The organism is Microcoleus sp. OTE_8_concoct_300 (assembly GCF_031383065.1).
Taxonomy (GTDB): Bacteria; Cyanobacteriota; Cyanobacteriia; order Cyanobacteriales; family Microcoleaceae; genus Microcoleus.
The window spans coordinates 1-19,992 of the sequence record NZ_JANMZH010000124.1; the positions used below are offsets into that span (position 1 = coordinate 1).

Genomic DNA, 19,992 nt, shown 5'->3' on the forward strand with positions numbered 1-19,992 from the left:
ACTTTCTGAAATGGAGTATCTTGGCGCTGTCGCACAAAGTAGATTAGCATGATGGGGATGGAGTAGTAAGCTAAAGCAATTAAACCATCGGATAAAATATGTAATCCTACTAAGTTTGTTTGCCAGAGATAGCAGTGACCGTGAGGAATGAATCCTCCCGTCTCAAAAAATTGTGCAATCATAGCTAACCTGAATAATTCATGAGTGCTGAAGTGTTTAGCGATTGAGTTCTGCCATTGCCGGCTTCATCGTCGAAGTCCTACCGAGAAAACCCCTTTTGAGTAGGGAGATGTCAAATTGGCAACCCAGCAGCACGAGACATCCGATCGCAATGAGGAGTAGATTTGCCCTGTAAGAAATGTGGTTGTTCATAAATCTGCTGGGAAAAAAAGGTTATCTGCCATGTTACGCCAAACGAAGAAGGGCAACTACGGGCGGATTATCCCTACCTGAACAAGTCAGATTTTGTAGGGGCCCTGCCACGGTGCCAGTCCTAGAACCCTGCGATCGCATGACTTCTTTCTACATAAAGTGAGTGGATAACCTAATAATTCAAGTATACTCTTGTTCATAGGGTTATAGTCCTCTACCAGAAAAGTATGGAAATCAGTAGGAGTGTCGATAGAACTAGGGATAGGGTTAGCGATCCAGCTACCAACTACCGAGGCAATATTTTAATTGTTGACGATCGGCATGATAACCTGCGTCTTCTCAGCCTTACTTTGAGCGCACATGGTTATAAAGTTCGCTGTGCCACAACAGGCGCAATGGCGATCCGAGCCGCCCAATCGCCATGGACGGCACTAATTTTACTCGACATTAAATTGCCCGATATTGATGGCTATGAAGTTTGTAAACAATTAAAATCTGACGAGCAAACCGCAGGCATTCCGATAATTTTTTTGAGTGCTCTCAATGAAACTTTCAATAAGGTTCAGGGGCTGGCTGTTGGTGGGGTAGATTATATTGCTAAGCCGTTTCAAATCGAAGAAGTATTAGCTCGTGTCGAAACTCACCTAACCATCCGACGGTTGCAACAAAGCCTCCAAGAGCAGAATTTACGTCTCTTGAGAGAAATCGAAGAACGCCAACATCTCGAAGAGTCCCTCTTTGCCGAAAAAGAACTAGCTCAAGTGACCCTCCAATCGATTGGTGATGCAGTTATTACTACCAATGCTCAAGGTAATGTGCGATATTTCAATCCTATCGCTGAGCAACTGACAGGCTGGAAGGCTGATGAGGCTCAGGGACTCCCCCTGTCTACAGTCTTTGTAATTGTCAATGAAGTAACGCGAAAGCCAGTAGAGAATCCGATCGCCAAGGCTCTGTTGGAGAAGCGAATTGTGGGCTTAGCTAACCATACTATTCTCATTGCCCGCGATGGGACGGAGTATGCCATTGAGGACTCAGCAGCACTGATTCGAGACCGCCAAGGTCAAATTCTCGGGGCAGTCATCGTCTTTCGTGATGTTACCGAATCGCGCAATCTTGCTCGTCAACTCTCTTGGGAAGCCTCTCACGATGCTCTGACGGGTTTAATCAACCGTCGAGGATTTGAGCAGCAACTAATTGAGGCGATCGCCTCTTGTCAAGATAGCAATCAGCAGCACGCTCTCTGTTATTTAGATTTAGATCAGTTCAAACTCGTTAACGATACCGCAGGTCATGTTGCTGGCGATGAGCTACTGCGCCAAATCACTACACTTTTACAAAAGGGAGTTCGTGCAAATGACACACTGGCTCGCTTGGGAGGTGATGAATTTGGTCTTTTGCTTACTCAATGTCCCCTCTCTCAAGCAGCTAAGATTGCGGAAAAACTCAAACACCTAGTGCATGAGTTTCGGTTTATTTGGGATAGCAAAACCTTGAGCATCGGGGTCAGTATTGGAGTTGTTGCCATTAACCACACCAGCAAAGATTTGATGGAGGTTATGGGGGCGGCTGATGCAGCTTGTTATGTCGCCAAAGGCAAAGGTCGCAACTGTGTTCATGTTTATCGTCTAGATGAGGAGGAACTAATTAGACAACGTGATGAGAGGCACCTGGTTTTCCAAATCAGCCGAGCGTTGGAAACCAATTGTTTTTGTCTCTACTCCCAAAAGATTGTCTCTATTACCTCTAACCCATCAGTAGATCATTATGAAATTTTGCTAAGAATGTTAGACGAAAATGGAGAAATATTGGCTCCCAATGAGTTTATTCCCGCCGCCGAGCGTTATGGCTTGATCACCCAGATCGATTGTTGGCTAATCGAAACTTTATTCTCTAATTATCATAATTTATCGGGGCAACAATTTAGTAGTAAAGGCTTGTATACGATCAATATTTCTGGCGATAGCATTGGTAACTATGGGTTTATGAGGTTTTTAATCGAACAATTCTGTCGCTACCAAATCCCCCCACAAACCATTTGTTTTGAAATCACGGAAACCGCAGTGATCGCGAACTTTGAGCAAGCGAGATATTTCATGAGCGAACTCAAAAAGATTGGCTGTTGCTTTGCTTTAGATGATTTGGGCAGTGGGTTGAGTTCCTTTGCGTATCTGATGAATTTACCAGTTGATTATCTAAAAATTGATGGTGATTTGGTCAAGAATATTAGTCATAATTTGATTTCTCAAGCGCTCGTTGAAGGCTTTAATCGTATAGCCCATGCGATGAATATTGAAACTATAGCTGAGTTTGTCGAAGACGAGAATATCTTAGAAAAATTGCGGGAGATGGGAGTAGATTATGCTCAGGGTTATGGGATCGCCCATCCCGTCCCTATTAATTTTAATCGCTAAGCTGCTACGCATCTAAATTGAATACAGAGACAGGCAGGATGCCCGTCCCACAATAACTGTAGAAAAATTGATTGTCAAATTAGATGCACAACAGCTTAGTCGATCGCACTCAGCTAGCGGGCCTATTGCCGAGCGCCGGAGGCCAGTCGGTCGATTTCCAAGAGTCGATCGCCCGCTGCTACAAGGCTGACTCAATTTACTTGGTCACATTGAGATAGAATGTGCTGTAATTGTTGTACAGGAGTGAGTCTTTTATTAAAAATAGACCGGAAAATTTGCCATGAAAGCAGTTGCCTTCGATCGCTACGGTTCCGCCGAGGAATTGCAGTACCGAGAATTGTCCAAGCCGATCGCCAAATCCAACGAATTGTTAGTGCGAGTTCGGGCTAGCAGCGTCAATCCCGTAGACTGGAAAATCCGGCAAGGACACCTGCAACTATTGACAGGATTTAACTTTCCTCGAATAGTCGGTTCTGACATCTCGGGAGTTGTGGTGGAAGTCGGTCCGGAAGTTACCAACTTTCAACCGGGAGATGAAGTTTATACTTCCTTAAATCCCATAACTGGCGGTGCTTGTGCCGAGTACGCTGTCGTGCCGGAATCGAGTGCGGCAATTAAACCTAAAAACATCACTCATGCAGAAGCAGCAGCAGTGCCGATTGCAGGTTTAACTGCTTTGCAAGCACTCAGGGATTTGGGTCAAATTCAAGCAGGAAATAAAGTATTAATTAACGGCGCTTCCGGCGGCGTAGGCACTTTTGCCGTGCAAGTTGCAAAAGCAATGAACGCGGAAGTAACGGGAGTTTGCAGTGCTAAAAACAGAGAATTTGTCAAGAGTTTGGGAGCAGATTTAGTTCTAGATTACGCAGAAATTGACTTTACTCAACAGCCCGAAAAATATGATATAATTTTGGATGCGGTCGCGACAAGAACATTTGCTGAATGCGAAAATGTGCTGCAGCCGGAGGGAGTTTATATTTCGACTTTGCCAAGTGTCGAAAACCTCGCACCGATGTTAACGAGCTGGTTTGTATCGGGGAAGAAAGCTAAATTAATTGTAGCCAATGTCAACACCAGCGATTTAGGGCTTTTGCGGGAGTTAATAGAATCCGGTAAAGTTGAGCCGATTGTCGATCGCACTTACAGATTAGCAGAAGTAGCAGCAGCCCACACTTACAGCGAAACGGGCCGGGCTGTCGGCAAAATTGCGATCGGCATTGACAGTTAAAAAAATCATGTTTAACCAAAACGAATTAGAAACAGAACTCTCTGACTCGAAGTAGAGAATCCAATCGCGACCGGAAGAAACTCAAGCTTACATCCGGCGGGGATGGTTAAATTTAAACTAGGACAAATTGCCGAGTCGATCGCCGAGTTCGACACCGCCGAAAAACTCGACTCGCGCCTTATACCTTACCTGTGGCAGGGCGGACTTTCCTACTACTACGCCGCCTGATTTGCCCAGGGAGCAAAACAGTTTAAAACTCACATCTTGCACCATTCTCGCTTAACAGGCAAGATGCCTGTTCCACAAGAAAATTTACTCTTTGTGGAACAGGCATCTTGCCTCAAGAACAGGCAAGATGCCTGTTCCACAAGAAAATTTACTCTTTGTGGAACAGGTATCTTGCCTCAAGAACAGGCAAGATGCCTGTTCCACAAGAAAATTCACTCTTTGTGGAACAGGCATCTTGCCTGTTCATAAAAAGCTTATTGACAATGGTGCAACATCTCAGTTTAAAATCGACTTAACAGTCAACGGTAAAGACCTAGAGGAAACCGTTTGGCGCTACCTTTGTATTGCCAAAGAATCGGGTGCAGCCATCGCCAAAAACTCGCTGCTTGCCGTTAAAAATGACGCCTGATTGGTGAGGCGGCAAGTTTACGAACTTTTTGCTGGAAACTGCAAGCCCGACGATGTTTTAGCCGCAGGGAAAAAAGAAGGCAAGCGCGGCAGTTTCTAGGGCCACTTATACTATTGATTGTACTGGGAAGCGGAAAATGACCGCGATCGCGATCGCCCGCCCTGCATTCTCAATGCAGTGTCAGAATCCCAGCCCGATGACTATACCTGGTACGTAGCAAAAGTCTACCAAAAAATGCCAGGTTGGAGTTAAAGTAAAAGAGCGATCGCCCGCAGTTTGCATAAATAGGACGCTTGCCCAAAAAACCCGGTTAAGAGTCAAAATCTTTGTTGTGAGCCATAGAAGTTCACCCATAAACCGGGTTTTTGAATCTACCTGCGTCCAGGACTAATAAACCTAAAATCTAAATAAAATCAAAAATCCCTATGACTGCGCCCTCAAACTTGGAGACATCCGAACAAGGTTCCGACAACAACCTCGAAGCAATTAGCCCGGAAAACAGCATTGCACCAATCGCAGGCGGTGCCATGGATTCCCGCAACCTAGAAAACGAATTTCTAGACGAACTTCCTGACGAAGTTGAAATGTCTTTATTCGACCATTTAGAAGAATTGCGGCAGCGACTTTTCTACTCGCTAATTGCAGTAGCAATCGCTGTAATCGGTTGCTTTTTCACAGTTAAACCCATCGTGCAACTGCTAGAAGTACCGGCCGGGCCCGTCAAGTTTCTGCAACTAGCTCCCGGCGAGTATTTCTTTGTTTCTATCGAAGTAGCCGGATATAGCGGTTTGCTCATCGCCAGTCCGTTTATTTTTTACCAGATAGCGATGTTTGTTCTCCCCGGCTTGACTCGCAAAGAACGCAGGTTGCTGGGACCTGTGTTTTTCGGTTCGAGTTTCCTATTTTTGGGCGGGTTAGTATTTGCTTACATTGCTCTGATTCCGGCGGCCCTTAACTTCTTTGTTACCTATGGAGCGGATGTTGTAGAGGAGTTGTGGTCGATAGACAAATACTTTAAATTTGTGCTGCTGTTAATGTTCAGCACCGGCTTAGCTTTTCAAATCCCGATTGTCCAAGTATTGCTCGGCGTTTTGGGCATATTTTCTTCCAACCAAATGCTCTCCGGCTGGCGGTATGTAGTCTTGGGAGCGGCAGTTTTGGGAGCCGTGTTAACGCCTTCTACTGACCCTTTAACGCAAAGTCTTTTAGGAGGTGCGGTGCTCGCCTTGTATTTTGGCGGGGTTGGTTTGGTGAAGCTTTTAGGACGGTGATTTCTTAATGATGTAAAATAAACACTATCGAGTTATAAATCCTTCAAAAAATGCGAGAACTTTACCCGCCTAGACAACCTTATAATGAAGGAGAACTCAAAGTTTCTGACCTCCATACAATTCATTTTGAAGAGTCTGGCAACCCAGAGGGAAAACCTATTGTATTGCTACACGGGGGACCAGGAGGTGGATGTCCGCCTTTTTATCGACAATATTTTGACCCGGAAAAATGGCGTTTGGTGATGTTTGACCAACGCGGATGCGGTCAAAGTAAACCTCATGCAGAATTGCAAGAAAATACCACTTGGGATTTAGTCAACGATATTGAGAAACTTCGAGAATATTTAAATATTCATCAATGGGTTGTTTTTGGTGGTAGTTGGGGAAGCACTCTATCTTTAGCTTACAGTCAAACCCATCCCGACCGTTGCAAGGGTTTAATCTTGCGGGGCATTTTTATGTTGAGACAAAAAGAAATTCGCTGGTTTTATCAAGAAGGAGCCAGTTATATTTTCCCGGATGCTTGGGAGGAATATGTTAAACCTATCCCCATAAATGAAAGGGATGATCTGCTAACAGCTTATTACCAACGCTTGACGAGTCCAGATGCTCAGATTAGATTAGAAGCGGCTCGTGCTTGGTCAATTTGGGAAGGGAGTACGAGTAGATTATTTCCAGATTTAGATTTAAAGAAAAGCTTTGGAATTGATGCTTTCGCGGAGGCATTTGCCAGAATTGAGTGCCATTATTTTATCAATAAGGGATTTATAGATCCGGAAGATAAATTGCTTTTAAATATCGATCGCATCCGCAAGATTCCGGCGGTTATCGTTCAGGGAAGATATGATGTTGTTTGTCCGATGATGTCGGCGTGGGAACTGCATCGTGCTTGGCCTGAAGCTGAGTTCATTGTAGTTGCCGATGCCGGACATTCGATGAGCGAACCGGGAATTCGCACCTGTTTAATGGAGGCAACAGATAAGTTCGCAGACTGGTAGTCAATCGATTTTAGATTTTAGATTTTAGATTAAAGAATTGAAGCATTGACCCTACGGATAAATTCGGGGGCAAGTTTCATCGGATACAGGTTTTTTATTTCACCGGTTCTGAGTCTGCGAAGGAATGAATCCGGGGGCTTGTATCCTGGATGCTTTCGGTCATCCCAATTGCTAATGGTTAATTGCTAATTTTAAATTAGTCCTATAAATATTTTCCGCGTGATGGTAATTTATTGCTGAGTATTGGGCGAGCGATCAATTTTAAGGTTGATAAAAAATATAGAGACGCGATCGCCCGCGCCTCTATAATTACTAAAAGTTAAAATTCAACACCAAAGTTTTGTCAAAACTTTGACTACATTCGGAACTGTTCGACTTCTGGAGTGTAGCCGATCGGCAAAACGTAATCCAGATTCTCGTGGGGACGAGCAATTATGTGATACGATAGCAACTTTCCGCCATCGACCTTTTTAACTGATTCAACTCCAGCAGCAACGGCTGCTTGCACTTCAGAAACATCTCCTCGCACTATAATTGTCCAGTAGGCGCGGGTTATTTTCTCATAGCGAACTAAAGTAACACGGGCTGCTTTCACCATAGAGTCTGCAACTTCTACGGCAGCGGGAAATCCTAAGACTTCAACCATTCCCAGTGCAACACCCATTACAACATTCTCCTAAATTTCACAAGATATCTGACCTTCATTGTATGTGAAATTGTTGACAGAAATTGGTTCGGATGATTTTGGTAAGAATTGAAGGACGATCGCCCAAAATTTAAAAAGCCCCACAAGCTGTTGCAGCATTTAAATCCCACAGCGCATAGCGCACGCCGGAAATCCCGCCACACAAGACTTTGAATCAAAACAACTGTGCAAATTAGATGCGCCACAGCTTAGTTTCTCACCAGCGGCAAGTCGTATGACAAGCTCGCCGAGCGATTTTCGCGACTTTGGGCTCAACTAATCGGGCCGAGGCGCGACACAAAACTTTAGGAAACTCCCCCAGATCCCGGCTGTGGAGTCAATCTCAAATCTCAAATCTCAAATCTCAAATCGACTGAGTGATTCAAAACTCGTCTAGCAACCACTCCGAGGCTCTTTCACCCAAATCTAGGGGAACGCTAACAGCTTTGCCCAAGCGCGGGCGATCGCGAGTAGTGACGATGTATTCTCTCACCTGTTCTGTGCTGCCCCAGCCGTTGAGGTAATTGGCCACCGCATCCAAATGCTCGAAATAATCAGCCTCCGTCATCGGGAAAGATGCCTGTTCTAGATATTTCCACATAACTTGCACAAAAATCTTGCCCCGCGTCCGCCGCAATCTGATATCGTAAGACTTTCCCCATTTTTCTAGCAGTAGCTGGTGTAAATCCTTGCCCGTCATGGTTGCTCCTGAGTTAATCCATTAAACAATAAAAGACAAAGTTCAAAAAATGTAATAATACTCTAATAAAGGCTGGAAGGCGCATTCTTAAAAGGAATTTTCGCGGCCTAAAATTTGTGCGAGCAGATTAACGGCAATTATCCTCCTTCCTCTGCACGTACAGGTTCGCTAACAGCTAACAAACAAACGTAACTTAAAACCGTAAAGGCAGGTCATGGCTCAATCTTCTGCTGGAAATCCCGATGTCCCCGATATGGGGCGTCGCCAATTTATGAATTTGCTGACGTTCGGTACAGTCACAGGTGTTGCACTCGGCGCACTCTATCCCGTTGTCCAATATTTTGTTCCTCCGTCGAGTGGGGCAGTTGGCGGCGGAGTGACAGCTAAAGATGCTTTGGGTAACGACATCATCGTTAGCGAATATTTGACTTCGCACCCGGCGGGCGATCGCACCTTAGCCCAAGGTCTCAAAGGCGACCCCACCTATGTTGTGGTGAAAGAAGACTTATCTATCGCCGACTACGGCATCAATGCAGTCTGCACTCACTTGGGTTGCGTCGTGCCTTGGAATGTTAGCGAAAACAAGTTTATCTGTCCTTGCCACGGTTCTCAATACAATAATGAGGGCAAAGTGGTGCGCGGCCCCGCGCCTTTGTCTCTGGCCCTGGCCCACGCCACTGTCGCAGATGACAAGATCGCTTTTACAACTTGGAAAGAAACAGATTTCCGCACCGGCGAAGCACCTTGGTGGTCATAGTTATTAGTCAGTAGTCAGCAGTCAGTAGTTAGTAGCCAGCCGTTAGTAGTTAGTTCCAATAACCAATAACTAATGACCAATGACCAATGACCAATGACCAATGACCAATGACCAATAACTAATGACCAATGACCAATGACCAATGACTAAATTGTCTGACCTTTGAGATTGAATACTCTAATGCCACAAACTAATTTATCTGCGATATTTCGCCGCAGTGCCAGGACGATCGCGAAAACAGCCTTAATTGCGATCGCCGCTGCAGGATTTTTCCTCACCAGCGACATCGCATATCCCCAAGCAGCATTTGCTTACCCTTTCTGGGCGCAGCAAACAGCACCCGCTACTCCCCGCGAAGCAACAGGTCGCATTGTTTGCGCTAACTGTCACCTCGGTGCAAAACCGACTGAAGTGGAAGTACCGCAATCTGTTTTGCCTGACACAGTTTTTGAAGCTATTGTCAAAGTTCCCTACGATACTAGCGTGCAACAAGTTGTCGGCGACGGCAGCAAAGGCGGCTTGAATGTCGGCGCAGTTGTGATGTTGCCCGAAGGTTTCAAGATTGCTCCCGAGGACAGAATTCCCGAAGAAATGAAGGAAAAAGTCGGCGACCTTTACTTCCAACCTTACAGCGAAACCCAAGAAAATATTGTTTTAGTGGGCCCACTGCCGGGAGAACAATACAAAGAATTGGTATTCCCCGTTTTGTCGCCGAATCCGGAAACAGACAAGTCGGTTCACTACGGCAAATACCAAATTTATGTCGGAGGCAACCGCGGCCGCGGTCAGGTTTATCCTACTGGCGACAAGAGCAATAATACTGTTTACAATGCTTCGGTAGCTGGCACCGTTTCTAAGATTGCTCAACCTGAAGATGGCGGTTATCAAGTGACAATTCAACCTGCCGAAGGTGCAGCCGTTGTTGATACGATTCCTGCAGGCCCAGAACTGATTGTTACCGAAGGACAAACAGTTGCAGCAGGCGAACTTTTGACGAACAATCCTAATGTGGGCGGCTTCGGTCAAAAAGACGTGGAGATTGTGCTGCAAAGTGCCGATCGCGTTAAAGGATTGATGGCTTTCGTGGCTTTGACCATGCTGGCTCAAATTATGCTGGTTCTCAAGAAGAAACAGGTCGAAAAAGTTCAAGCTGCTGAAATGAATTTCTAAGGGCGGCTGTAATTAGTTGGGTAAGGTACTCTGTGCGCACCCAACTATTAGGTAAGTAGGGCGGGTATTCCCCGCCTTATTGTTTGATAAATAACCAGTAAAATAATGTCAATTGATGAGAAAATAGTTGAAGTAGGCCCGCTGCAATGGTTCTATCGGGAAACAAATCCGGTTAACAAAACTGATAAACCGCCCGTACTGCTGCTGCACGGTTTGCCGTCCCAGAGTTTTACCTGGACTGCTATTATGCCGGATTTGGCGGCACAGGGATTTAGATCGATCGCCCCAGATTGGGTGGGTTACGGGCGATCGACAAAACCAGACAAACGCGACTTTTCCTATACTCCCGATGCTTTTGTTGACGCCCTTACAGGCTTTATTCAAGCTATAGAATTAGACCGATTTTACCTCGTTGTCCAAGGATTTTTAGCTTCAGCCGGTATTCAATACGCATTGCGAAATCCCGATAAAATTGAGCGTTTAGCTGTTATCAATACACCAGTTTCAGCAGATATAAAATTGCCTTGGAAAATGCAGCAGTTGGGGCTGCCTTTTATTGGCGACATGATGACGCAAGACCCGCTTTTGGTTGACAGAACTCTCGAAGGCGGCAGCCGCCAGACGATATCAGACAAAGATTTAGATGTTTACCGCCGCCCGTTTTTGAAGAGTTCGGATGCGGGTCGATCGCTGATGAATACAGTCCGCAATATTCAATTGCCGCAGTCAATGGCCGAAATTGAATCCGGCTTGAAAGCCTGGACTCGACCAACTTTATTTGTGTGGGGTTTGACAGACCCTTGGCTGAGTGTTGAACCAGCTCAAAAGCTAGTCGGTTCCCTGCAAAATGCAGAGTTAGTCACACTGGAACAAGCGGGGCATTACCCTCAAGAACATTGGTCAGAAAAAGTTGGCGATGCTCTGATAACTTTTCTGCGCCGCCAGGAGGTAAAATAATATTTTGTACATAACTCTCGGTGCTAGGTCAGTGAACCAGCTCCTCGCCGAGCTGCATTCCCAGGCCGAGCCTGAAAACGAGAAATCTAAAATCTAAAATCTAAAATCGATATGACTCGTCCCCGTTCAATTTTTGCCTTGATGATGGCGTTTTTGATGGCATTTCTGGTTAGTTGCAGTAGTGTCGAAGCAAAAGTTCCAACGACTTACACAGCAGGCCAGATCCAGCAAATTCAGCGTTATGTTCCTACCCTGACAGAGTTCCGATCGCGCATGGACAAATTGGGCACTCTAATTCAAAAACGGAATTGGGTTGATACCAGAACTTACATTCACGGGCCTCTAGGCGACTTGCGCAACACCATGAAAACGGTCTCTGCGAGTTTATTGCCTAAGTCTCAACAACAAGCTGTTGATTTGACCAAGAGTTTGTTTACCGAGTTGGTTAACATCGATCTTGCTGCTAAAGACCTTGACTATGCAAAAGTCACGGCCAGCTATCAAAAAGCTGTCAATGATTTCGATACCTTCTTGCAGCTAATTCCTAAAGCTTAATTAGCCTTAACTCACATCTTGTATCATTGTCAAGAACAGGCAAGATGCCTGTTCCACAAAGAAAGAATCAGTTTTCTTGTGGGGCGGGCATCTTGCCCGCCCGAAAAAGGCTTATATGGGCACAACCTAGGAAGCAGTTAATTTAAAATCTAAAATCTAAAATCTAAAATCTAAAATTGAATGGTTCGCGTTGCAATTATTGGTTGCGGTATTGTTGGGGCTTCGATCGCCTTTGAACTAAGTCAATTTCCCGAACTGAAAGTTACTGTGTTCGACAAACAGCCGCCGGCACAAGGTTCTACTGGCGCTGCACTCGGTGTTTTGATGGGAGTTACCAGCCACAAAACTAAGGGCAGAAATTGGCAGTTGAGGGAAACCAGCCTTCAGCGCTACGAAACTTTGATTCCTGAATTGGAAGCAGTTACGGGGCTAAAAATTCCTTTTAACAAACAAGGAATTTTAATGCTTTGTTCGGAGGGAGAGGATTTAAGTAAGTGGGAAAATTTGATAGCCACTCGCCAGTCTCAAGGTTGGCAATTGGAACTTTGGGATGTGGAACGAGTGCGCGAACTCTGCCCTCATCTCTATTTAAATGATCAGATTATTGCTGCGATTTATTCGCCTCAAGACCGACAAGTCGATCCGACGGCGCTAACTTTGGCTTTGGTTGATGCTGCTAAACTCAAAGGAGTTAATTTTGAGTTTGGAGTGGAAGTTCAAGGCATTACTGAGTTGGATTCTCAGGTGTCTGGGATTCAACTCCCATCTTCCATTGCTGTCAATAAGTCTTGTGGAACAGGCATCTTGCCTGTTGCTGAAAATTTCGATCGACTAATTGTGTGCGCTGGTTTGGGTTCTGCTGCTGTGACTGCATCGTTAAATCAGTTGGTTGACATTCGCCCGGTGTTGGGACAAGCGCTGCATTTGCTGACGCCCACTCCTGTAGGAAACCCAGATTTTAGGCCAGTAATTACTTGCGATGACGTTCACATTGTGCCTGTGGGAAATCAGGAATTTTGGGTGGGGGCGACGCTGGAGTTTTCAGAAAATGGCGGGGAAATTGAGGCGAATGCTGATATGTTGGAGCAAGTGAGGGCGAGGGCGATCGCACTTTGTCCGGCCTTAGCATTCGCCTCAATCATCAAGAAATGGTCGGGATTGCGCCCGCGGCCGGAAGGGCGGCCGGCCCCAATTATCGAGAGGCTTCCCGGTAACGATCGCGTTCTCATCGCCAGCGGCCACTATCGCAACGGTGTTCTGCTGGCCCCTGCAACCGCGCGATCGATTCGAGAAATGATTTTGCAATAATTAACAAATGTTAATACAATCAAGATAGCCATTCATATCTTACATCTAAATATGTCCGACAAACCTTTAGGTAAACCGCGCTCTTTGTGGCGAGTAATTTTGCTGTCTGGAGTCAGCTTGCTGCTATATTACGGATGGTACAAATGGATTATTCAAGAAGAATTGCGTCGCTATAACGGCAGCGGCTGGTCGGGAACTCTTTGCTTGCTTCCTTTTGGTTTAGGAGTGGCCGTCCCCCAAGCTTTGCGGATATTCGATCCTGACGTTCCCGGATGGTTTGGTTGGTTTTCCTTCCTCGGTATTGCTTGGATTTACATCGTGCAGTTCAAACTTTACAAGACAGTAAACGAATTGTACCGCCAAGAAGGAATCAAAGAACCGCTAACAGTTTGGTGGCTTTTTGTACCCGGTTTAAATTTAGTTGTCGGCTTGCGGCAAATTCACTTTTTGAGCCAGTTTTGGGCGAGAAAACAGGGAATTGAAGTTAAGGATAACTTAGCCGAAAGTATTCCTTTCCTGTCAGCTAACGCTTAAATAAATTAAGCTCCAATCGCTTGGCGCTGCGAGTAAATTTCTTCTATAAGCAGGTCACGCAGTTCATCCGCAATGTCCGTGGGAGGGTTGCCTGCGAGGGCGCGTCCAATCAGCCGTTCTGCTTCCCGGAGTTGGGCACACTCAATGGCAAGTACGGCGGCGCTCCGATGCAGTATAGAACGAGTAGGCTCAAAATCCCATTCGTTTGCTACTAAATCCGCTGCCGCCCGTTCTTTCGCAAAGGCGGCTCTGGTGAGTGCAGTCACTTGGTCGATATCACCGCACTGACGGGCGAGAACTGCTCTATCGACCAGTTCCATTGCTTCGTGGTGAAGGGCTTCTACGGTCTGCATTTTTTGACGATCCGTGCTTTGGGAGTACCGAACTCAATTACAGATACATAGCCAGGAGCTACGTCATCTGAAGGGCGGATTTGTTCTAATTTTATGTTAACTCTGGCTTGAATAATGCTGTCAGAACCTTTACGAATCCCGGAGACTTCTAAGCGGGCTTTACGCTGAAATAGCGTGCCTGGATCTTCGAGCGAACCAAGCCAAAAGTCAAAACCTAACCCTTTACCTTTGACAGAGTGTTCGATGATGGTGAGTCCAGTGAGGTGAGGCAGGATCAACGCCGCGATACCGTAGGCTCCATATTCAGTGGCAACTTCCCGATCGGCATTGAAGCGACGGATGGTATCATCGATCGCATCCCATTGAATTTGGATTTCACAGGGTTGAATCCCCTCGATTGTCAGCTTCACAGGGATAGAGTGTCCTCCATCGTCGAGGCAAACTGCGGCGGCATCTGCACAGATGGCTCCGAAGGTGAGTGACCAGCCTGGACGTTCGGGCTTGTTGTCGCGCAGGTCATTGAGGGAGAGAATTTTAATCGGCATCTCCAGAATCTTACAGCATATAGTCTTCAGTCATTTTGTTCTTTTAGCGGGTTCACCCGAATTTATGGTTGAAAACCAAAGTATTGGTAAACCCGCCCTTACCAAGCTACTGTTCACCAGAACCTATTCTGCAAATCCGCAAAAATGAGTTTGAGTTCCGGTTCGTTAACCCGCTTAATTGCTTTAGGAATACTTACCCACTGGCGCTTTCTTTTGCTAGCTTCCGGCCAAATTTCCAGAACTGCTTCCACTTCCAGTAGAAATACTCCTACCTGCCAAGTACAGCCGGACTTTTGATACTCGTAAGTTCCTAGCAAATCCGGGAACACTTTACCCAACAAACCTGCTTCTTCCCAAGCTTCCTTGGCGGCGGAATCTTGGGGAGTCATGTCAGGTTCAATTAATCCTTTGGGAATAACCCAGCGCTTGCTAGCCGAAGAAGTAATCAGCATTACTTCTATTTGTTCGTCTTGAATGCGATAGGGAATTACCCCCGATTGCTCTATCAATACAGCGGTTTTTATACTCATGATGTATGCAATATTTATGGGTGAAAAAGAGGCTGCTACTTCATCAAAGGTTTACAAATTTTAAAAAAATTGCATTCTGATTCTCTATAATTCCTCAGTTGAGAAAACAAAGTGGAGAATAGAGATATTTTGGTTTTTCTCATCTGTGGGAAATAAGAAATTCCCCTGCACTCCCACTGAACAATAATATTATTATAATAACCTGGCGCCATCCTCTACCGACAAGCAGATAAAAGCCGATCGACAATATCGGCCTTTACCTGCGCCGGTCTGCGGTTTTACTTTACGCCTAATCCTTCTTCGCCTTAGCCTCCAAACTTTCCATCCGACTCTTCAAATCTTGATTCTCCTTTTTTACCTGGTCTAATTCCTCCCGCAACTGCTTGACCGCTGCATCAGAACCAGCATTTTTCTGCACTTTTTGCACAGCTTCATCAGCCATGCGGCGGACGCGGCCATCGGGAGTTTGGTCAGCTAAAGAACCCAAAATGCGAATTGCTTTGCGAGTTTCCATTTGTCCTAATCCCACTACGACAGATACTTGAGTCAAGAAAAACGTCTCTTTAGACAATTCTGCCAATCGCTGCAAAATCCGTTCTAAATTGATATTAGTTTGACCTGTCGAAATCGTGCCCAAAGAGCGAATTGCAGCCAAGCGCAAAGCTTGCGGAGTACCCGCAGCAGTGTATTTCAAAATTAAATTCAGCGCATCTTCAGAAGTTTTCATTTGCGCCAAACCCGCGATCGCACCCGATCGCACAACCTCATTCCAGCCCTGACGTTCTTTCAGCACGAATTTTAACTCTTTCAGTACCTGTTCGTCCGTCGGTTTTTCGTCGGGGTTAGCCGCTGCAATTCCGCCCATAGCACTCGCTGCGGCTGCTTCTACGTAATAGCTGGCGTCGCCTTTATCTAAGATCGATCTCAGCGCTTTATAAGTTTCGTGAGTTTTGATTTTACCCAGTGCCGCCACCACAGCACGGCGAACGCGAGCATCTTTATCTCTCAAACCACTTACTAAACCTTCAAAAGCTTGGTCAAGTTTAATTTCAACTAACTGACCCGCGACTTCGGCGCGCACAGCCCAGAACGGCTCTTTATTGAGAACTTCTGACAGCGTTTTCACAGCTTCCAGTCCTCCCTTTTTCGCCAAAGCGTGGGCCGCGTAAATCCGGGAAACCGGGTCGGGGTCGAATTGCAACTGAGCTTTTAGTTCCGCAACTCCATACTCTAACTCAACAGTTTTTAAGTATTTATTGCCGACATCAAAACTAATAAATGCCGGCTTCTCTTCGAGAGGGAAATAGAAGCTTTGCTCGCGTTCGTAGACTCGCACTGTGAAAGTTTTTAGGTTCGGGGTTGAACGTGCAGAACTCTCATCGTCTGCCTCTTTTTCCGGCTTGTAACCGAAGCCGATCGGAATTTTCAGATCGAATACATCTTTGCTGTTGCCGTTGTCATTTTGGCTGTCTTTTACCTGAGTTTGTGTTACAGTCACTTTTGCTAATTTGCTGTCGCCATCCCAGGAATAAGCAACCTTATAATCTGGATGGCCGCCGCGATAAACGTACTGGTCAAACAAAAACATGAGATTGCGACCGGTAGCCTTTTCTATCGCCCTGAGCAAATCGATCGTTTCTACAGTTTTGTGAGCGTTATCCCGCACAAAAGTGTGAATTGCTTTGTAAAATAATTCGTCGCCCAACTCGGCGCGAATCATGTGATAGACACAAGCGCCTTTTTCGTACAAATGGCGATCGTACAATTCAATGGCTTCGCGGTAAACGTGAGTAACCATCGGGCGGCGGTAGCGGGAACTATCTTCAGCTAAATAACTGCGGGCTTCATTTAACATATAGTAAGCCGCGTCTTCTTTGCCATATTCTTTATCAGTCCACAGCACCTCGGAATAAGAAGCCATGCCTTCTTTCAGCCAAGCATGAGACCAATGTTTAATTACTACTAAATCGCCGAACCATTGGTGAGCCAATTCGTGGGCGACTAAGCTTTCAGTACCGCGATTGTCGAGGGCGGCGCGTTCGTCTAGCAAGCACCTATCTGTTAGCAAAGTTGTCGAAGTATTTTCCATACCGCCGAAGATGAAATCATCGATGCAGACTTGAGCGTATTTGGGAAAAGGGTAAGGATAGCCAAATGCTTCCGAGAAGAATTCAATCATTTGAGGCGTTTTGCCCATGCTGCGCTTAGCGTCTGCTTCGCGGCGTCTTTCAACGTAATAATTAACTGGTTTGCCGTTCCATTCGTCTTTGATTTCGGCGAAATCTCCGACTGCTAAGGTCATTAAATACGTCGGGTGTACCTGGGTTTGCGACCAGTGATAAATTTTATCGTCGCCGTCGTTTTTTGTGCTAATTAATTCGCCGTTGGAGATGGCCAAAAATTGTCGGGGAACTTGCACTCTAATTTCGGAAGTTGCTAACTGTCCGGGATAGTCGAAACAGGGAAACCAGAAGCGGGAATCTTCGTCTTCGCCTTGAGTCCAAACTTGAGTGGGTTTGTCTGGATAGTGTTTGTCCGGGCCGACGAAATAAAGGCCGCGTTGGGGTTTTTCGACCGAGTAGTCGATCGCAATAGTAATTGGTTGGTAAGCTTCTGTTGGTTCGTGCAGTTGAATTTGCAGCACTTCGCCGTCGCTGTCGAAATTTTGCTCGGTTTCGCCAACTTTTACCGATTCAATGTTAAGGTTTACCGCATCTAAGGTTAATTTGTCAATGCCGCTGCGGACTGGATTGATGCGGATGCTGCAAGTGCCGCGAAAGCTTTGTTTGGGAATATTCAGCACTAAGTCGAGGAAAATATGCTCTACTTGACCGGGGCGATCCGGGTTGTAATGCGGCCGAGCACCGGGCATCTCGAAGGATTTGTGACCGTTTTCAGAATCAAAGTAAGTATTTGACATTGTAATGGCAAAGTTGTGAATCGAGCGGCGATCGCTGGCAGCGCAGATCCGGCTGAACTGCCAGCTTATTATAGAGTAGCGCGTCCTAGCTGCTGTTGTCGCTAACTTGTTAAAAACTGGGTCTATCGTTGAGGGGATGGAAAATATGATTTTTTCGCTACAATATCAGCAAGGCTAATGTCTGCAATCATCAGCCTGCAATTGAAATTGTCAGTAACTCAACCCTAAAGGGATTGAGCTTGTAACAGAAATTCTTGCAAGCTGTACTGATCAGCCTAAGTCTTCATTGACTACGTTTTTTGAGTCACGACACCCCGGGATGCGTAGCTAGTTCCTTGCTCTGTCATCTGCAATTAAACAGTTTTAAAGTCACTGAAACAGTGTTGCAGGTTCAAAAAGCTCTTAAAACATTGGCGAAGCTAACATTACCCTGAAAGGGAGGCTCAATTGAGCGAACCATTATGCGTACAGGGTTGGGAAGTTTGAGATGGTAATTGTCCCATCGAAAGTGCATTACAAAAGTACACCAAATTGAACAACTCCAAGGCGGTAATGGGTAAAGAAAGATTCAATGCGGTTGAAACCGCTTGTGTGCTCCACGCTCGCGTAGCCGAAGTGTCATTTTCCTCTCTAGGCTCAAGCCACGCTCGTTTCGCACTTAGTGAAATTCTTTATGACAGCTACACTATCAGTTCCGAGTTCCATCGAGTCTTGGCTGGGCGACGAAGCCGAAGACTTGCTCACCCATCAAGCAAAAGTTCCTAAAGATTTTTTGCACCTGCCTGGCCCGGATTGGATCGATCGCATTTTTGCTCAAACCGATCGATCTCCTCAAGTTTTGCGATCGCTTCAGCAACTCTATTCTAGCGGACGCTTGGCAAATACGGGCTATTTATCCATCCTGCCAGTAGACCAAGGAATCGAACACTCAGCGGCCGCTTCTTTTGCACCGAATCCCATCTATTTTGACAGCGAAAACATCATCAAACTAGCAATTTCTGCAGGCTGCAACGCTGTCGCGACAACGCTGGGAGTTTTGGGAAGCGTATCTCGCAAGTACGCGCATAAAATCCCTTTCATTGTCAAGCTCAATCACAACGAATTGCTGACTTATCCCAATCAATTCGACCAAATAATGTTTGCGACCGTCGAGCAAGCTTGGAATTTGGGAGCAACTGCAGTCGGAGCAACAATTTATTTTGGTTCCCCAGAATCGACGCGACAAATCCAAGAAGTCAGTCAAGCTTTTGCTCACGCTCACGAATACGGAATGGCGACAATTCTGTGGTGCTACCTCCGCAACGATATTTTTAAACAAGACAAAGATTATCACGTTGCAGCGGATTTAACCGGACAAGCAAATCACTTGGGAGTGACAATTCAAGCTGACATTATTAAGCAGAAGTTGCCCGAGTGCAATAACGGTTACGAAGCTGTGGCTAAAGCTAGCGGCCACAGTTACGGGAAAACCGACAAGCGCGTTTATTCGGATTTGACAACGGATCACCCGATCGATCTAACTCGCTATCAAGTGCTCAACTGTTATGCGGGAAGGATGGGTTTAATTAACTCCGGCGGTGCTTCCGGGAAAAGCGATTTTGCAGAAGCAATTCGCACGGCGGTAATCAACAAGCGCGCTGGCGGATGCGGCTTAATTTCCGGCCGCAAAACTTTTCAGCGTCCCTTTGAAGAAGGCGTAAAATTGTTCAACGCCATCCAAGACGTTTATTTGTCGCCCGAAATCTCGATCGCCTAAAAATTTACCGCACAGAGATTTGCCTCAATATCACAACCTAAACCTAGGGTGAGCACGGCGCACAAATCCCCCTAAACCTAGGGTGCGCAGGGCCCACCTTACGTGATTAAAATTCCTTAATATAAGTTGCAACTTAGCTGTAATATTAATAGTAGCTGAAAATATATAGCGATTCTCAGATAAATGAGGTATACAGAAACCCTGTATTGTCAAGCTTTCCAGGTCAAAATTCGTACCTCACCTTTTTGAGAAAGGCTATAGTCCCAACCACAGAGAGATAAAACTTCTTCATTCGTGAGAGA

General features: G+C 45.8%; 22 protein-coding genes and 1 pseudogene. 14 read left to right on the forward strand and 9 right to left on the reverse strand.

Translation table 11 applies throughout. The features are described from left to right. Both ACUVJL_RS05990 and ACUVJL_RS05995 read right to left on the reverse strand, forming a co-directional pair. Nucleotides 1–182 (reverse strand): annotated as a pseudogene (locus ACUVJL_RS05990) (sensor histidine kinase); the annotation flags it as partial. 34 nt (nucleotides 183–216) lie between these two features. Beyond that, nucleotides 217–372, reverse strand: coding sequence for a hypothetical protein (locus tag ACUVJL_RS05995; RefSeq protein WP_445245019.1), 156 nt, complete (start codon nucleotides 370–372; stop codon nucleotides 217–219). Between the two features lie 227 nt (nucleotides 373–599). Here ACUVJL_RS05995 and ACUVJL_RS06000 point away from each other — a divergent pair, with 227 nt between their 5' ends. The 5 genes from ACUVJL_RS06000 to ACUVJL_RS06020 all read left to right on the forward strand — a co-directional run bounded on the left by ACUVJL_RS06000 (nucleotide 600) and on the right by ACUVJL_RS06020 (nucleotide 4,651). Further along, nucleotides 600–2,786, forward strand: a complete 2,187-nt coding sequence (locus tag ACUVJL_RS06000; protein ID WP_445245020.1) for an EAL domain-containing protein — start codon at nucleotides 600–602, stop codon at nucleotides 2,784–2,786. Nucleotides 2,787–2,869: 83 nt separating this feature from the next. Continuing rightward, on the forward strand, nucleotides 2,870–3,004 hold the full coding sequence (locus ACUVJL_RS06005) for a hypothetical protein (protein ID WP_445245021.1): 135 nt from the start codon (nucleotides 2,870–2,872) through the stop codon (nucleotides 3,002–3,004). Between the two features lie 62 nt (nucleotides 3,005–3,066). Then, on the forward strand, nucleotides 3,067–4,014 hold the full coding sequence (locus tag ACUVJL_RS06010; RefSeq protein WP_445245022.1) for an NAD(P)-dependent alcohol dehydrogenase: 948 nt from the start codon (nucleotides 3,067–3,069) through the stop codon (nucleotides 4,012–4,014). A 102-nt stretch (nucleotides 4,015–4,116) separates the two neighbouring features. Then, entirely contained in the window at nucleotides 4,117–4,242 is a 126-nt protein-coding gene (locus ACUVJL_RS06015; RefSeq protein WP_445245023.1) for a hypothetical protein, read from the forward strand. A gap of 127 nt (nucleotides 4,243–4,369) precedes the next feature. Continuing rightward, nucleotides 4,370–4,651, forward strand: a complete 282-nt coding sequence (locus ACUVJL_RS06020) for a hypothetical protein (RefSeq protein ID WP_445245024.1) — start codon at nucleotides 4,370–4,372, stop codon at nucleotides 4,649–4,651. A gap of 180 nt (nucleotides 4,652–4,831) precedes the next feature. Here the strand turns inward: ACUVJL_RS06020 and ACUVJL_RS06025 are convergent, their stop codons facing one another. Further along, nucleotides 4,832–5,005 (reverse strand): hypothetical protein, encoded by a 174-nt coding sequence (locus ACUVJL_RS06025; protein ID WP_445245025.1) that lies wholly within the window; start codon nucleotides 5,003–5,005, stop codon nucleotides 4,832–4,834. 71 nt (nucleotides 5,006–5,076) lie between these two features. Between ACUVJL_RS06025 and tatC the strand changes: the two genes are divergently transcribed. Further along, complete coding sequence (tatC, locus tag ACUVJL_RS06030) at nucleotides 5,077–5,922, forward strand: twin-arginine translocase subunit TatC (protein WP_445245026.1); 846 nt, start codon at nucleotides 5,077–5,079, stop codon at nucleotides 5,920–5,922. 50 nt (nucleotides 5,923–5,972) lie between these two features. Continuing rightward, the gene (gene pip, locus ACUVJL_RS06035; protein WP_445245027.1) at nucleotides 5,973–6,920 is read left to right on the forward strand and encodes a prolyl aminopeptidase; all 948 of its coding nucleotides are present in this window, start codon (nucleotides 5,973–5,975) and stop codon (nucleotides 6,918–6,920) included. 355 nt (nucleotides 6,921–7,275) lie between these two features. On the opposite strand, the gene ACUVJL_RS06040 is transcribed toward pip, so the two are convergent. Together ACUVJL_RS06040 and ACUVJL_RS06045 are read right to left on the reverse strand one after the other, a co-directional pair. After that, entirely contained in the window at nucleotides 7,276–7,584 is a 309-nt protein-coding gene (locus ACUVJL_RS06040) for a carbon dioxide-concentrating mechanism protein CcmK (protein WP_332957925.1), read from the reverse strand. A gap of 403 nt (nucleotides 7,585–7,987) precedes the next feature. Continuing rightward, nucleotides 7,988–8,305, reverse strand: a complete 318-nt coding sequence (locus tag ACUVJL_RS06045; protein WP_190661639.1) for a DUF3067 family protein — start codon at nucleotides 8,303–8,305, stop codon at nucleotides 7,988–7,990. Between the two features lie 214 nt (nucleotides 8,306–8,519). Between ACUVJL_RS06045 and petC the strand changes: the two genes are divergently transcribed. The 6 genes from petC (at nucleotide 8,520) to ACUVJL_RS06075 (ending at nucleotide 13,586) form a co-directional block, all read left to right on the forward strand. Further along, a complete protein-coding gene (gene petC, locus ACUVJL_RS06050; RefSeq protein ID WP_190740161.1) occupies nucleotides 8,520–9,062 on the forward strand; it encodes a cytochrome b6-f complex iron-sulfur subunit in 543 nt (180 codons plus the stop codon). A 180-nt stretch (nucleotides 9,063–9,242) separates the two neighbouring features. Beyond that, complete coding sequence (gene petA / locus ACUVJL_RS06055; RefSeq protein ID WP_445245028.1) at nucleotides 9,243–10,232, forward strand: cytochrome f; 990 nt, start codon at nucleotides 9,243–9,245, stop codon at nucleotides 10,230–10,232. 105 nt (nucleotides 10,233–10,337) lie between these two features. Beyond that, a complete protein-coding gene (locus ACUVJL_RS06060; protein WP_445245029.1) occupies nucleotides 10,338–11,189 on the forward strand; it encodes an alpha/beta fold hydrolase in 852 nt (283 codons plus the stop codon). Nucleotides 11,190–11,300: 111 nt separating this feature from the next. Further along, a complete protein-coding gene (psbQ, locus tag ACUVJL_RS06065; RefSeq protein ID WP_445245030.1) occupies nucleotides 11,301–11,744 on the forward strand; it encodes a photosystem II protein PsbQ in 444 nt (147 codons plus the stop codon). A gap of 180 nt (nucleotides 11,745–11,924) precedes the next feature. Further along, entirely contained in the window at nucleotides 11,925–13,052 is a 1,128-nt protein-coding gene (locus tag ACUVJL_RS06070) for an NAD(P)/FAD-dependent oxidoreductase (RefSeq protein WP_445245031.1), read from the forward strand. Between the two features lie 51 nt (nucleotides 13,053–13,103). Beyond that, nucleotides 13,104–13,586, forward strand: a complete 483-nt coding sequence (locus tag ACUVJL_RS06075; RefSeq protein ID WP_445245032.1) for a hypothetical protein — start codon at nucleotides 13,104–13,106, stop codon at nucleotides 13,584–13,586. Nucleotides 13,587–13,591: 5 nt separating this feature from the next. On the opposite strand, the gene ACUVJL_RS06080 is transcribed toward ACUVJL_RS06075, so the two are convergent. From ACUVJL_RS06080 to ACUVJL_RS06095, 4 genes are all read right to left on the reverse strand, one after another. Continuing rightward, complete coding sequence (locus ACUVJL_RS06080; RefSeq protein ID WP_332957936.1) at nucleotides 13,592–13,939, reverse strand: hypothetical protein; 348 nt, start codon at nucleotides 13,937–13,939, stop codon at nucleotides 13,592–13,594. After that, nucleotides 13,927–14,484, reverse strand: coding sequence for a hypothetical protein (locus ACUVJL_RS06085; protein ID WP_445245033.1), 558 nt, complete (start codon nucleotides 14,482–14,484; stop codon nucleotides 13,927–13,929). Before ACUVJL_RS06085 ends, ACUVJL_RS06080 begins: the two co-directional genes overlap by 13 nt. A gap of 113 nt (nucleotides 14,485–14,597) precedes the next feature. Next, on the reverse strand, nucleotides 14,598–15,014 hold the full coding sequence (locus ACUVJL_RS06090) for an NUDIX hydrolase (RefSeq protein WP_445245034.1): 417 nt from the start codon (nucleotides 15,012–15,014) through the stop codon (nucleotides 14,598–14,600). Between the two features lie 289 nt (nucleotides 15,015–15,303). Next, on the reverse strand, nucleotides 15,304–17,934 hold the full coding sequence (locus tag ACUVJL_RS06095) for a M1 family aminopeptidase (RefSeq protein ID WP_445245035.1): 2,631 nt from the start codon (nucleotides 17,932–17,934) through the stop codon (nucleotides 15,304–15,306). Nucleotides 17,935–18,607: 673 nt separating this feature from the next. Here ACUVJL_RS06095 and ACUVJL_RS06100 point away from each other — a divergent pair. Then, entirely contained in the window at nucleotides 18,608–19,690 is a 1,083-nt protein-coding gene (locus ACUVJL_RS06100; RefSeq protein ID WP_445245036.1) for a class I fructose-bisphosphate aldolase, read from the forward strand. Nucleotides 19,691–19,992: the final 302 nt, after the last annotated feature.

What these genes read in the sequence shown, in the direction of transcription:
- ACUVJL_RS06095 (WP_445245035.1), bottom strand. Translation starts at nt 17,934, where the DNA reads ATGTCAAATACTTACTTTGATTCTGAAAACGGTCACAAATCCTTCGAG.
- ACUVJL_RS06090 (WP_445245034.1), bottom strand. Translation starts at nt 15,014, where the DNA reads ATGAGTATAAAAACCGCTGTATTGATAGAGCAATCGGGGGTAATTCCC.
- ACUVJL_RS06025 (WP_445245025.1), bottom strand. Translation starts at nt 5,005, where the DNA reads ATGGGTGAACTTCTATGGCTCACAACAAAGATTTTGACTCTTAACCGG.
- ACUVJL_RS06070 (WP_445245031.1), top strand. Translation starts at nt 11,925, where the DNA reads ATGGTTCGCGTTGCAATTATTGGTTGCGGTATTGTTGGGGCTTCGATC.
- tatC (WP_445245026.1), top strand. Translation starts at nt 5,077, where the DNA reads ATGACTGCGCCCTCAAACTTGGAGACATCCGAACAAGGTTCCGACAAC.
- ACUVJL_RS06075 (WP_445245032.1), top strand. Translation starts at nt 13,104, where the DNA reads ATGTCCGACAAACCTTTAGGTAAACCGCGCTCTTTGTGGCGAGTAATT.
- ACUVJL_RS06085 (WP_445245033.1), bottom strand. Translation starts at nt 14,484, where the DNA reads ATGCCGATTAAAATTCTCTCCCTCAATGACCTGCGCGACAACAAGCCC.
- ACUVJL_RS06040 (WP_332957925.1), bottom strand. Translation starts at nt 7,584, where the DNA reads ATGGGTGTTGCACTGGGAATGGTTGAAGTCTTAGGATTTCCCGCTGCC.
- petC (WP_190740161.1), top strand. Translation starts at nt 8,520, where the DNA reads ATGGCTCAATCTTCTGCTGGAAATCCCGATGTCCCCGATATGGGGCGT.
- ACUVJL_RS06010 (WP_445245022.1), top strand. Translation starts at nt 3,067, where the DNA reads ATGAAAGCAGTTGCCTTCGATCGCTACGGTTCCGCCGAGGAATTGCAG.
- petA (WP_445245028.1), top strand. Translation starts at nt 9,243, where the DNA reads ATGCCACAAACTAATTTATCTGCGATATTTCGCCGCAGTGCCAGGACG.
- ACUVJL_RS06080 (WP_332957936.1), bottom strand. Translation starts at nt 13,939, where the DNA reads ATGCAGACCGTAGAAGCCCTTCACCACGAAGCAATGGAACTGGTCGAT.
- ACUVJL_RS06015 (WP_445245023.1), top strand. Translation starts at nt 4,117, where the DNA reads ATGGTTAAATTTAAACTAGGACAAATTGCCGAGTCGATCGCCGAGTTC.
- ACUVJL_RS06060 (WP_445245029.1), top strand. Translation starts at nt 10,338, where the DNA reads ATGTCAATTGATGAGAAAATAGTTGAAGTAGGCCCGCTGCAATGGTTC.
- ACUVJL_RS06045 (WP_190661639.1), bottom strand. Translation starts at nt 8,305, where the DNA reads ATGACGGGCAAGGATTTACACCAGCTACTGCTAGAAAAATGGGGAAAG.
- ACUVJL_RS06000 (WP_445245020.1), top strand. Translation starts at nt 600, where the DNA reads ATGGAAATCAGTAGGAGTGTCGATAGAACTAGGGATAGGGTTAGCGAT.
- pip (WP_445245027.1), top strand. Translation starts at nt 5,973, where the DNA reads ATGCGAGAACTTTACCCGCCTAGACAACCTTATAATGAAGGAGAACTC.
- psbQ (WP_445245030.1), top strand. Translation starts at nt 11,301, where the DNA reads ATGACTCGTCCCCGTTCAATTTTTGCCTTGATGATGGCGTTTTTGATG.
- ACUVJL_RS06005 (WP_445245021.1), top strand. Translation starts at nt 2,870, where the DNA reads ATGCACAACAGCTTAGTCGATCGCACTCAGCTAGCGGGCCTATTGCCG.
- ACUVJL_RS05995 (WP_445245019.1), bottom strand. Translation starts at nt 372, where the DNA reads ATGAACAACCACATTTCTTACAGGGCAAATCTACTCCTCATTGCGATC.
- ACUVJL_RS06100 (WP_445245036.1), top strand. Translation starts at nt 18,608, where the DNA reads ATGACAGCTACACTATCAGTTCCGAGTTCCATCGAGTCTTGGCTGGGC.
- ACUVJL_RS06020 (WP_445245024.1), top strand. Translation starts at nt 4,370, where the DNA reads ATGCCTGTTCCACAAGAAAATTTACTCTTTGTGGAACAGGTATCTTGC.